Source organism: Anaerotaenia torta (assembly GCF_050433395.1).
Lineage (GTDB): Bacteria > Bacillota > Clostridia > Lachnospirales > Lachnospiraceae > Mobilitalea > Mobilitalea torta.
This window is the reverse complement of sequence record NZ_JBNPXH010000005.1, coordinates 56577-69748: the sequence shown is the minus strand read 5'-3', so window position 1 is coordinate 69748 and position 13172 is coordinate 56577. Positions and strand designations below refer to the sequence as shown.

The following is a 13172-nucleotide window of genomic DNA, read 5'->3' as shown; positions in this document are numbered from 1 at the left end:
TATATTATTAAACCTGTTTCTATTTTATGCAGAGTTATTTTATTTCTATAGATAAGTTCTTCAAACCAGGGGATGGCAGAATGGAGGGTTTATGTCCTTACAATTATTTCTGGGAAGTGCCGGTTCCGGCAAATCCTATCAATTATACCGCGAAGTGATCCGGGTATCCAGGAAGCATCCGGATATCAATTATCTGGTGATTGTGCCGGAACAGTTCACTTTGCAGACTCAGAAGGATATCGTTGCCATGCACCCGGAACACGGTGTTATGAATGTGGATATCCTTAGCTTTTTACGCTTTGCTTACCGGATTTTTGATGAAGTGGGGGGATATGACGCCCCGGTGCTGGAGGATACGGGAAAGAGCATGGTGCTGCGGAAGGTGGCGGCTGAGAAGAAAAAGGAGTTAATCCTCTTTGGCTCCAATGTCAGGAAGCCGGGGTTCATCGGAGAGCTGAAATCCGTATTGTCCGAGCTTTACCAGTATAATATCGGGCCGGAGGATTTTGAGCGGATGCAGGAGGTCTCCCGGAGGAAGCCGGTGCTGCAGGCGAAGCTGAAGGATCTGCTGACGATCTATGAGGGTTTCCGTACCTTTATGAAGGAACGTTATATTACTGCCGAGGAATTGCTGGCGGTATTAAATGATGCCATTGATTATTCCCAGTGGGTGAAGGGAACCGTAATCTGTCTGGACGGATTTACCGGCTTCACGCCCTGCCAGTATCAGATTCTGCGCAAGCTGCTGCGCTGTGCCAAGAAGGTGATGGTGACCGTAACCATTGATCCGAAGGAGAATATTCAGGAAGAGGTGAAGGAACATCAGCTCTTTGGGCTTAGCAGAAAGACAATACAAAAGCTGTACAGTCTGGCAGAGGAAGAGAAGGTGGAGATTGATCCCCCTGTGTATGCGGAGGAAGCCGTCATAGAGGAAGAAGTCCCGGGGAGCGCCGGAGGGGCCGGCACAGGGGCAGCAGCCTTGATGCATGGGGGAGAAGCTGATACAGGGGTCTTGGCATACCAGGAGAAGACTGCTGCCGAGACGGCTTTCATAGAATTAAAGCCCCTGGTATATTCGAGGAAGGGAAAGCGAAGGGTGCCCTACCGGTTTCTGAACTCCCCGGCCCTGGCCTCTCTGGAGCATAATTTGTTCCGTTTTCCCTGGGAGCCGTATGAGAAGGAGCAGGAGGAAATCTCGATTCATGCGGCGAAGGATGCCGGCAAAGAGATTGATTTTGTCACAAGAGAAATCAAACGGCTGGTAAGGGAGAAAGGGTACCGTTACCAGGATATCGCCGTGGTCTGCGGAAATGTCCCGGAATACGGAAGAATTGCGGGAAGGAGCTTCGCCCTGGCTGGAATCCCATGCTTTATTGATTATAAGAAGGATATTCTGACGAATCCCTTCGTCGAGCTGCTTCGCTCTGTGGTGGCAATTATGAGTGAGGATTACAGCTATGAAGGAATACTGCGTTTCCTTAGGACAGGCCTTACGGATATTGATACCGGTGATATTGATCTGCTGGAGAATTATCTTCTGGCCACGGGGATTCGGGGTAATAAACGCTGGTCGGAGCCCTTTGCCAGAAGCTACCGCAGCAGGGAGGCAATTGACCTGGAACGGATGAATGGAATCCGCAGCAGAATCGTCGAACTGCTCCAGCCGGTTCATGAGGTGCTTAAGGATAAGGAGAAGACCTTGAGGGATTATACCCAGGCACTCTATGAGCTGGGGGTCCGTCTTGAGGTGGAGCAAAAGCTGGAGAAATACGTCAGCTTCTTTGAGAAGCATAACCAGCCGCTGATTGCAAAAGAATTTCAGCAGGTTTACAAGATTATTATGGATTTATATGACCAGATGGTGCTGCTTCTCGGAACGGAGCACGTGACCTTGAAGGAGTTTGGGGAGATACTGGATACCGGCTTTGTAGAGGTGAAGGTGGGATTAATTCCCCCCGGAGTGGACGAGGTGGTCGTGGGTGATACGGAGCGGACCAGACTGAAGGATATCAAGGTGCTGTTCTTTGTGGGGGTAAATGAAGGGGTTATCCCCAAGCCGATTTCAACCGGTGGAATTTTCTCAGATTTGGAGCGGGAGCTGTTGATAAGTAATAACTTTGAAATGGCCCCCACAAAACGCCAGCAGGCATTTACGGAACAGTTCTATGTCTATCTGAATATGACCAAGCCAAGGGACAAGCTGTATCTTACCTATCACAAGGTGAATGATGAGGGTAAGTCTGTGAATCCATCCTTTTTGGTGGGCAAATTGATGCAGCTCTTCCCGCGTCTGCGCATAAGGGACGAAGAGGAGGAGAGTCAGGATCTGGAGCACAGCCTGCGGGATGAAGGACTTGCCTGCCTGATGCAGGGACTTCGGGAATTTCATCAGAAAGAACCCTCGGTGCTGTGGAAGGAGCTGTACCATTATTACTGCTCCCGGGAGGAGAAGAAGCCGATTCTCAGCCAGTTAATCCGGGGTGCTTTCTACATTAATGAAGAAAGGGGCATTTCCAGGGAGGCGGCAAGACTTTTGTACGGCAGGGAGCTGCGGGGCAGCGTGACCAGGCTGGAGCGCTATGCGGGCTGTGCCTTTGCCCATTTTATGAGCTATGGATTGGAGCTGGAGGAGCGCCGGGAATACAAGCTGGCGATCCCGGATATCGGCAATATCTTTCATAATGCCATTGACGATTTTTCTAAAAGGCTGGACGGATCCGAATATTCCTGGCATACCATCCCGGAGGAGGTGCGGGAGGAATGGGCGGTGGAAAGTGTGCGAAAGGCCGTGGAGGAATATGAGAATTCCTTCCTGCGCAGCTCGAAACGGAATGAGTATCTTGTTACCCGTATGGAACGCATTACCGTCAGGACCCTCTGGGCCCTGTGCAACCAGATTCGTCAGGGAGCCTTTGAGCCGGCGGGCTATGAGATGCCCTTTTACCATATTCCTTCCTCGGCGCTGACTCTGACGGGCAGAATTGACCGCCTTGATTTATACGAGGAGGAGGATAGGGTCTATGTACGGGTAGTTGATTACAAATCGGGGAACACCTTCTTCGACATCGGGCGCATTTATTACGGACTCCAGCAGCAATTATCCGTGTATTTGAGTGCGGCCCTGGATTATCTGGCCAAACGGTATCAGGGGAAGGAGATTATCCCATCGGGTATTTTCTACTACCATATCGATGACCCCATTGTCGCAAAGTCGGATCAAGTAGAGGAGGAAATCTATAAGAGCCTCAGAATGAACGGTCTGGTGAATTCCGACAGGCATGTGCTTGCTTTGATGGATCAGAAGCTGGCCGGCCCGGACGATACCCTTCGGGCCGGTGTAAAATCAGAGATTATCCCTGCGGAGACCAACAAAGAGGGAGAACTGGCAAAACGCTCCTCTGCGGCAAGCAGGAAGCAGATGGAAGCGCTGGTTGACTATGTAAATGGGAAGCTGGCCGGGGACAGTGAACAGATTCTCGGCGGTGATACCAGGTTGAATCCCTATCGCAGCGATAAGCAAACAGCCTGTGATTACTGCGAATACCGTTCTGCCTGCGGCTTTGACAGCAGGCTGCCGGGGCATACCTTCCGTAATCTGGCGAAGAAGCCGGCGCAGGAGATAAAGGATGAGATATTTGGGGAATGACAAGGATATGGATCAGGGTATTACCACTCAGGAGGTACACTTTATGACGAAAATGATGAAAAGCTTATGGATTATATTAATAGCATCTTTCATGATAGGATTTGTTCCGGCGCAGACAGCAGGGGCTGCTGTAAAGTACAATTTAGAATTTACCGGTGAAATGAAGATAATAGAATCGCCTGGCAGCAGGTATCCCAAGGAAATGGGGCTTGAACCAACCTTAAAGAAGGATAAAAACGGCATCTATACCTTAACGATGTATGAAGGTTCCAAGATAGAGCTGGGTATCAAATCGACGAAAAATTTAACCGTGATACAGACAAGTGATTGGAAGGGCATCAGCGTAACGGATAATGAGAAAGGCTATCTCGCGATAGAAAATTATCATTTCATGGAGGAGAATGTGAAATCTGTGAAAGAGACGGTCACGCTCCAGCTGTCCGATGAAAGGTTATATATCAGCGGCAAAAAACGCAATCCCAATCTTGGTAAGAAGTATGGTGCCAAAGTTAAATTCAAGGTTGTAGTTAAACGCATCCCATATGACAGATTAGGATCTGAAGTTCCTGATTTGCGAGATACGCTGGAAACCTATGTGGCTAATTGGGCGGATGTTTCTCCCGTCCAGCAGTTTGATTATAAGGGAGAAGGGTTGGCTTATGCATACATAGAGGGAAAAAACCTTAAAATCAAAATGCCTGCCGGAGAACTGAGCCTGGATGTAAAATATCCGAGGCTGGGGGATGTGATCTCCGACAAGGATGGGAATTTCTATGTTATCTGGGGAAGGGAGGGCTCCGCATATACGGATCAGACGGTGTTCATCTCCCAATATTCACCGAAGGGCGAACACATTAAAACCGCAGGCTTCCGGGGGGAAAGCATAATGGGCCAGGATGGAAATACAATGATCCCCTTCGCTTACGGTAATTGTGCCTCGGCAATTGGCGGCGATTATCTCATGGTGAATTATGCACGTAAAATGTACAATGGCCATCAGTCAAATAATGTGATTGGTGTAAGGATTTCCGATATGTCACCGGTAGAATGGGGTTCCGTCTGGAATATTCCGTATACCTCACATTCCTTTAACCAGAGCGTGATCTGGAGTAATAAAACGGGTGGGTTTGTATATGCGGATCATGGAGATGCTTATGACAGAGGCTTTGTGATCACCTCCAACGAAAGTGAAAAGCTATTGTTCCGGTTCTACCTTCAATCAAACGCGAATTACAATATGTATATCGTCAACCGGACCTTTGCGCAATTGGGGAATCTTGCGGAGACGAGCAAGGGAGTAGTACTGGTTGGGGCATCCGTAAAGTCAATCGGTGAGAAGGCAGAGGAGGAGAAGCAAAATCTGTTTGTACAAATATTTGACCCTACAGCCAGGGAAGTATCCCCGTCCATGTTCCTGGGCGGAGAGACCCGCAGCGGTGCCACCTCAACAGATATCAATGACAATAGCAATTCTCCGCTTACACCGGTAACAGACTATGGCGTACATTGGCTCACGGATTACACGGATAAGCATGCGGTCGCTCCGCAGGTCGTTGAGGCGGATGACCGGCTTGTAATCCTGTGGTCGACAGAGACAGATACCTTTTATATGGTTTTATCCGCAGATGGGCAGGTTCTTACTCCTGCGTCCTCTCTTGGCAGACTTCCGCTAAATTCCCATGAGCGTCCGGTTTATCATGATGGTGTTGTCTCATGGGCGGCTGTTATGGAGGGCAGATTGAAGGTTTGGAGCATTAAAATTTGACGAGGCTATTTGATAAGAGTGTTGACTGAGGTTAAAACAGAAGTCTTGATAGCTGGCGGAAACGAAGACAGATCATAATTTAGGGAATGGTTTTGAAAAGGATGCCTGGAGGAGGAAATGATGGCTTGGACAGAAGCACAACAGAAAGTAATCGATACGAGGAATAAGAACCTTCTGGTATCCGCGGCAGCCGGCTCCGGGAAGACCGCGGTGCTGGTGGAGCGGATTATTTCTATGATTTGTGAAGGTGAGACACCCCTTGATATTGACCATCTCTTAGTGGTGACCTTCACCAATGCGGCGGCGGCAGAGATGAAGGACAGGATTGGCAAGGCGATTGATAAGAAGCTTCAGGAGAAGCCGGATAATCTTCATCTTCAGAGACAGGTTTCCCTGCTGCAAAGCGCTCAGATCACCACAATCCACAGCTTCTGCCTCCATGTGATCCGTAATTATTTTCATAGAATTGATCTCGATCCCTCCTTCAAGATTGCGGAGGATGCGGAAATCACCCTGATGAAATCCGATGTGGTCTCCGATATCCTGGAGAGGTGGTACGAGGAGGGGACGGAAGCATTCCATGATTTTGTTGAAAGCTATTCCTACTCCAAATCGGATTTGCCTATTGAAGAGCTGATATTGCAGCTATATGGCTTTGCCATGAGCGATCCCTGGCCCAAGGCATGGATTTTACGGATGAGGAAGCGCTTTGAGGTCAATTCCCCGGAAGAAATGAATCGGACATCCTGGATGGAAGAGCTGCTGGATTATGTGAAGCTTGTGCTGGAGGATCTGGGCCGGAAGAATGCTCAGGCCATGGAGCTATGCCGGGAATTGGACGGGCCCATGGCCTATGAGGCGGCTCTGCTGTCAGACAGGGGTCTTCTGGAGGCGTTGAATAAAGCGGAGAGCTATGAGGAATATGCGAAGCTGTTCCCCGGAGTATCCTATGCCCGTCTGTCCGGTAAAAGGGAGGAAGGCGTTAATCCCTGGAAGAAGGAAAGGGTTAAGGAGCTGCGGGAGGAGGTCAAGAAGGGACTGAAGGATCTGACCAATCAATATTTCTTCCAGCCCCCGGAGGAGATGCTGAAGGATCTGCAGGCAGTCGGCAGGATTATGCAGGTGCTCTTTGATCTTACCCTGGAGTTCATGGATGAATTTGCCCGGAAGAAGGAAGAGAAGAATCTGATTGATTTCAATGATCTGGAGCATTTTGCCCTCAAGATACTTGTGGAAGAGTCCGCGCCGGATGGGGAGGGAAGCGCCGGAGCCGGACCCACCGATGCGGCCATTGAACTGAGCGAACAGTTTGCGGAAATTCTAATCGATGAGTATCAGGACAGCAATATGGTGCAGGAGACGATTCTGCGAAGCATTTCCAAAGAGGATATGGGAAGGCCCAATCGATTTATGGTAGGGGATGTGAAGCAGAGCATCTATAAATTCCGGCTGGCTATGCCGGAGATATTCATGGAGAAGTACGGGAGCTATTCCTGTGAGGAACAGAGCGGCGAAGGGGAGGTTAATTATTACCAGAGAATCGATCTGGATAAGAACTTCCGGAGCCGGGATACGGTATTGCAGTATGTTAACCGGATCTTTCAGCAGATTATGCAGCGAAATATAGGGGGAATCGTCTATGATGAGGCCGCTTCCTTAAAATACGGAGAGCTCTATGAGGAGAGTCTGACCCCGGAAGAAATGCCGTCGGAGGAGGATTTCTGCAGAATTGCCAGGGATACGGAGCTGGTGCTGATCACAGAGGAAGCCTTGTCTGACGAAGAGAATGCAGAGGAAGCCGGAGAGGAGATCAGAGAAGAGACCGGGAGGGAAGAGACGGACGAGGAGGCTGTTTATACGAAGAGAGAGCTGGAAGCCCGGGCGATTGCAAGAAAGATCAGGGAGATCACTGATCCGGAGACGGGATTGATGGTCTTTGACCAGAAGAACAAGCGTCACCGTCCGGCGAGACGAAGGGATATTGTAATACTGCTTCGGAGTATGACAGGATGGTCGGATGTTTTTGTCAATACGCTGATGCAGGAGGGAATCCCGGCATATGCGGATACCGGTACGGGATATTTCCAGACCCTTGAGATAACCTCCATCCTGAATATGCTGAGGGTTATCGATAATCCGAGGCAGGACATTCCCCTGGCGGGGGTGCTGTATTCTCCCATGGTTGGTCTGACGACTACGGAGCTGGCGTTCATCAGAGCCTCTCACCGCAATGTCAGCATGTATTCCGCCCTGCTTCACTATGCGGGGGAAGAGCCCGGAGAAGCAGTGCCAGAAGAGGCTGGGACCGGAGAGGGCCATGGAACAGAACGGCATGAAAACCCCTTAAGAGCGAAGGTTGCCGGCTTCTTAAAACAATTGGAGGAATTTCGTTCCCTGGTAAATCATACGCCGATTCACCAATTGATCCAGGCGGTGTTAGACAGAACCGGTTATTACTATTATGCCAGTGCCATGCCTGGCGGAGAGCAGAGGCAGGCCAATATGGATATGCTGATTGCCCAGGCAGTACGCTTTGAAAAAGGCAGCTACAGCGGATTGTTCCATTTTATCAGATACATCGAAAAGCTGCATAAGTATGAGGTTGATTTCGGAGAGGCGGCCACCACCGGGGAGCAGGATGATACGGTACGGATTATGAGCATCCATAAGAGCAAGGGGCTGGAGTTTCCGGTGGTAATTGCAGCGGGCATGAGCAAGCAATTTAACACCCAGGATGTCCGAAGCAGCATTGTGCTTCACAGTGAGCTTGGGGTGGGCCCGGATTATATCAACAGCAAATTGAGGACCAAGGTTCCCACTCTGCTTAAGAAAGTAATACAGAGGAAGGTTCAGATCGAGAATCTCGGAGAGGAATTGCGGGTACTCTATGTAGCAATGACCAGAGCCCGGGAGAAATTAATCCTTACGGGGTATTTAAAATCCAGGGAGGAGATTAAGAATAAGGAATTCTCCTTCTTTGAAAAGCTGTCGGCGAAGAGCTATCTGGACTGGGTGCTGCCGGCAATGGTAAATTGCATGGGAGGAATCCCCGAAGAGAAGGAAGGCTCCTTCTCCTGGAAGCAGAATTCCATGGCAATCACAGTACTGACCCGGAATGAGATTCTGCGGGAGGAGATGACGAAGCAGATATTCCTGCGGAGGGATCTTGGGGAGCTGGAAGAGATGATCATGCCGGAAGAGCCGGGCAAGGCGGACGGCGATATCGTCTATGATGCGGAGCTGAGAGAAGAAATTAACGCAAGATTTAATTATGAATATCCTCATCAGAAAGAAGCGGCTCTGAAGGTAAAAATGACCGTATCGGAACTGAAGAAGCTGGGTCAGTTTCAGGACGAAGGACAAAGCCTCAACCTATATCATGGAGCCCCGGCAAAGCATCCTACGGAAGCTGCTGCGGATAAAGGAGTTATGAAAGAAATTACGGAACCGGCATTCATTCGCCAGGATGGGGCTGAAATCTCCGGTACGGACAGGGGAAGTATCTATCATAAGGTGCTGGAGCTGATTAATCTGGCGGAGATCCTGGAGGAAGCGCCGCAGGAGGGATTGGAGGCTGCGGTTCAAGCGGAACCATACATACAAAGGCAGCAGAAATTGCAGCAGCAGATGGAGCGGATGGTTCGCAGAAACCGGCTGAAGGCCGAGGAGATTAAGGGGCTTAAGCGGAAGGACCTGATGGGATTTGTGTCCAGTGATATCGCGAAGCGGATGTGTAAAGCCCAGTTGGAAAATAAGCTTTATAAGGAAAAGCAGTTTGTAATCGGTGTGAAAGCATCGGAGGTATTAAAGGAGACCGACAGCGAGGAGCTGATTCTGATTCAGGGTATTATTGATGCCTTCTTTGAAGAGGGAGACGAGCTGGTGCTGGTTGACTACAAATCGGATCTGGTACAGAGAGAACAGCAGCTGGTACAGCGCTATAAAGTACAGCTTCTTTATTACAAGCGGGCGCTGGAGCAGATGCTGGGCAAGAGGGTGAGGGAGATGATTATTTATTCCCTGCACCTGGGAAAAGAAATCCGAATAGATGAGTGAAAAATGGTTACACTCCAGTCAAGGATAAATATAATAAAACAGATAGCTATGCTACTTGACAGGAGGGTGATCATCATGAGCAAAAAGCAGGAAGAGATTGATTTGGAGAACATAAAGCCGGAGGAAAAATTAAAGTATGAGATAGCAGAGGAGCTGGGCTATCTGGATAAGGTTATGGCGACGGGCTGGAAGTCTCTTACGGCAAAGGAATCCGGCAGGATCGGCGGATTAATGACAAAACGGAGAAGAGAAAGGAAGGCAGAAAAACCAAGGGAGGAAGGTTGATTGTTAAAAACTGCTTTGGATAAGACGGAGGGCTTTGAATGTACAAAGTGCCGGAAATGGAGGACACAATGGATAAACCCAAAATGATTATGTTTGATTACGGGCAGACGTTAATTGCAGAGAGCAGATTTGACGGAGAGGCCGGAACCAGGGCGGTTCTCAAGTATGCGAAAAAGAACCCCAGCCAGATATCTGCAAAAGAGCTTCAGGAATTTGCCAAGACCCTGAACCGGGATATTGGAAGGTATGATCCGGATCCGAGGAAGTCAACCTGCCTTGAGATCCATAACCATATATTTCAGAATTATCTGTATGAGTATTACGGGATTGAGCTGGATCTGACCAAAGAGGAGGTGGAGCGGGTATTCTGGGATCATGCCGCGGAAGGGAAGCCAACCAAACATATTCAGGCGTTCCTGGAATATTTAAAGGAACAGCAGATCAGAACGGCGGTAATCAGCAATATTTCTTACAGCGGCAAGGCGCTGGAGAACAGAATACATAGCTTGCTTCCGGAGAATGAATTTGAATTCCTACTGGCAACCAGTGAATATGTATTCCGCAAGCCCCATGGCCGTATCTTCGAGCTGGCGCTGCGAAAAGCAGGCCTAAGGCCTCAGGAGGTCTGGTACTGCGGGGATAACGCCTATTGTGATGTAGAGGGTGCCAGCCGGGCCGGAATGTACCCGGTATGGTACAGGGGTGCGCTAGAGGATCACAATAAGCTGCTGCCGGAAATGGATTGTCTCATTATCAATGACTGGACGGAATTGATGGAATTTGCTCGTACCTTATAAAAGAGTGCCGCACCCATGCGAATTCACTGCATGTGGTGCGGCACTTCTATAATTTATGAATCTGATGTGGCATTCCGTCTTTCAATGATTATGAGTGAGGCAGTACGCTAACCTACCCTCTGAGGCTGATATGGCTGAGCTTTAGATTCTCTACTCCGAGGAACCCCTTGATTGCCACACAGATACCGCCAAGGAGGATGGAGGTATCCTGGAGCACGGATGGAACGATACGGATATAGCTGTTCATCCTGCTGTTCAGAGCGGCTTCGATTTTCTCCGTAATCTGGGGAAAGAAGATGGTAAAGGAGCTGTTAATAATTACGATGTCCGGGTTGTAGGCATTCAGGATATTATTTACCCCGATGGACATATATTTGATAAAAGCATCCATAATCTTAGCAGCATCGGCATCACCGGCTTCATAGGCGGCGCTGAACTGTTCAAAGCTCATCTCTTCTTCCTCCTTCATCCCGGCAAATTCCTTCAGAAGATTCCGTTCGGAAGCATATTGCTCAAAGCAGCCCTTGTTTCCGCAGGGACACTGCCTGCCGTCAATCTCAATAATCGTATGGCCGAATTCGCCGGCCCTGCCGTTGTATCCGGTATAGAGCTGGTGATTGATGATAATACCGAGGCCGATACCGGAATGGACGCTGATATTGGCGATATTGGCATAATCGTATTGGAAGGTCTTCTCGCCGATGACGGAGAGATTGGCTTCATTCTCCAGATAGACAGGAATATTAAAATGCTCCTCCAGGCCTCCGGCAATATTAATTCCGGACAAATTATAGTAAGGGGCGAAGGAGACCTGATTGTCCGCAATCACACCATGAATTCCCAGAGTGATGCCGACCAGGTGATAGGGAGTATTCCTGGGAAGCTTCATGGATTCAATGAGATCAATCAGAACCTGGATTATATTGCCGGAGCTTTTTGGGGTTTTGATCTGCTTCAAGCTGCAGTCTTCCCCCATCAGATCCGATACCAGCGCGGAGATGGTATCAACGCCGATATCGATGCAGATCACATAGCCGGCCTTTTTGTTCAGGCTTAATAAAATCGGCTTGCGTCCCAGATTCGTATCGTCGCTTCCGATTTCTATCACCAGGTTTTTATTAATAAGCTCCTGGACAATGGCAGAGATGGTAGCCTTTGTCAGGCCCAGATGCTTGGCAATTGCGGCTCTGGAAATGGCGATGCTGTTTATAATTGTCTCTAAGACCAGTTTGGTGTTAATATCCCGTATCAGTTCTTTGCTGCCTGTTATCATCACAGTCACCCTTCATCTATTCTACATGGTCGATCTATGTACCCATGTTATCACATATTGTTTTCTTTGGAAAGAGAAAAAAATCATGGGGCAGTTATGGTGCATTACGGGAGCACCGTGTTTTTCACACAGCCGGCTTTGAACTGCAATCAGAAGGCCGAACAGCAGACTGTCTGTGATTAGATATAATAGAAGACCCAGCCAATGATTCCGGCAAGCAGGGTAAAAACAATAGGATTAATTTCATAACGAACATGCAGCACAAAGGTGGCAACCATTATGATTAAAGAAAGGATATCAAAATTAGCATTTTCCCAATAAAAAAGATCGGTGACATTAAATACAGTTGACAGCATAATGGATAGGCCTACTGCAAAAATAAGCCCGACAGATGCGATTTTGATATTTGTTAAAACGGAATTCAAATATCGGTTATTGTTAATTCGGTCTTCATATCGCATAAAAACGGGAACAAAGATCAGGGATGGAATACAGACCGCAAGGGTTGCGACCAAGGCTCCCAAAAAACCGCCGTATATCTGTCCTACATAGGTTGCGGAGTTAATAGCAATTGGTCCCGGAATCAATATATCTAAAGCGTTCAAATCAGCAAATTGCTGCACCGTCATACCGAATTTAGAGGCTTCATCTAAAATCAGGGACAGCATCGCATACCCGCCGCCAAATCCTAAGAAGCCTATTTTCAGAAATGTAATAAATATTTGTGAAATCATTTTTTATCCTTTCTTATGAAAACCATCAGTATTCCAACCAATGCGGAGAGAATAATCAAAAGGGGAACGCCAATAAGATGCAGCGCGGTACAGACAAAACAAAAAAGTGCGATGGCAATATTAATTTTAGATTTTAAGTTATGCTTCGCAATCGTATAGGCTGCCGCAAATAAAAAAGAAGCTGAAGTAGCCCGGACCGCAGCTAACGCACTTAATGCCGGCCCCTGCTGCGGAAGCATCTGGTAGAGTAATGTGGCAGCTGACATTAAAACATAAGCCGGTAAAATGGCACCCATTCCGGCAAAGAACATCCCGCTTCTGCCGTTTATTTTCTTTCCGACAAAACAGGCATTGGTAAGAGCAATCACGCCTGGAAATGTTTGTGCCAGGGTAGCATAGTCGTATAAGCTCTTCTTGTCAATTAAGCCATACTTTTTGCACAGCTCCCTTTCGATAACAGGCAGCATGGCCATACCGCCTGAGAATGTGAAAGTGCCGGCCAATAAATAAACCTTGAGTAGTATTAAATTTTTCTTCATAAAAACCTCCTAAGTCACTTGCTAATATTATAGCAATTTTTTTGCTTGATTGAAAATATATATGTGGTAATATAGAT

General features: G+C 48.2%; 8 protein-coding genes. 5 read left to right on the top strand and 3 right to left on the bottom strand.

Features of this window, described 5'->3' with window-relative positions:
- The first annotated feature begins 91 nt into the window (after positions 1-91).
- The 5 genes from HNQ56_RS09810 (at position 92) to HNQ56_RS09790 (ending at position 10549) form a co-directional block, all read left to right on the top strand.
- A complete protein-coding gene (locus tag HNQ56_RS09810) occupies positions 92-3646 on the top strand; it encodes a PD-(D/E)XK nuclease family protein (RefSeq protein ID WP_429145097.1) in 3555 nt (1184 codons plus the stop codon).
- Positions 3627-5411, top strand: coding sequence for a hypothetical protein (locus HNQ56_RS09805; protein ID WP_429145095.1), 1785 nt, complete (start codon positions 3627-3629; stop codon positions 5409-5411). The genes HNQ56_RS09810 and HNQ56_RS09805 overlap by 20 nt, the downstream gene beginning before the upstream one ends.
- A 120-nt stretch (positions 5412-5531) precedes the next feature.
- Positions 5532-9467, top strand: a complete 3936-nt coding sequence (addA, locus tag HNQ56_RS09800; protein WP_429145093.1) for a helicase-exonuclease AddAB subunit AddA — start codon at positions 5532-5534, stop codon at positions 9465-9467.
- Between the two features lie 75 nt (positions 9468-9542).
- Positions 9543-9752 carry an alpha/beta-type small acid-soluble spore protein gene (locus HNQ56_RS09795; RefSeq protein ID WP_429145091.1) on the top strand — a complete coding sequence of 70 codons (210 nt, stop codon included), beginning with the start codon at positions 9543-9545 and terminating at the stop codon, positions 9750-9752.
- A 68-nt stretch (positions 9753-9820) separates the two neighbouring features.
- Entirely contained in the window at positions 9821-10549 is a 729-nt protein-coding gene (locus tag HNQ56_RS09790) for an HAD family hydrolase (protein WP_429145090.1), read from the top strand.
- A gap of 112 nt (positions 10550-10661) precedes the next feature.
- Here HNQ56_RS09790 and HNQ56_RS09785 read toward each other — a convergent pair whose 3' ends face one another.
- The 3 genes from HNQ56_RS09785 to HNQ56_RS09775 all read right to left on the bottom strand — a co-directional run bounded on the left by HNQ56_RS09785 (position 10662) and on the right by HNQ56_RS09775 (position 13095).
- Positions 10662-11822, bottom strand: a complete 1161-nt coding sequence (locus HNQ56_RS09785; RefSeq protein ID WP_429145088.1) for an ROK family protein — start codon at positions 11820-11822, stop codon at positions 10662-10664.
- 179 nt (positions 11823-12001) lie between these two features.
- A complete protein-coding gene (locus HNQ56_RS09780; RefSeq protein ID WP_429145086.1) occupies positions 12002-12556 on the bottom strand; it encodes a chromate transporter in 555 nt (184 codons plus the stop codon).
- Positions 12553-13095, bottom strand: a complete 543-nt coding sequence (locus tag HNQ56_RS09775; protein ID WP_429145084.1) for a chromate transporter — start codon at positions 13093-13095, stop codon at positions 12553-12555. Before HNQ56_RS09775 ends, HNQ56_RS09780 begins: the two co-directional genes overlap by 4 nt.
- Positions 13096-13172 lie beyond the last annotated feature (77 nt).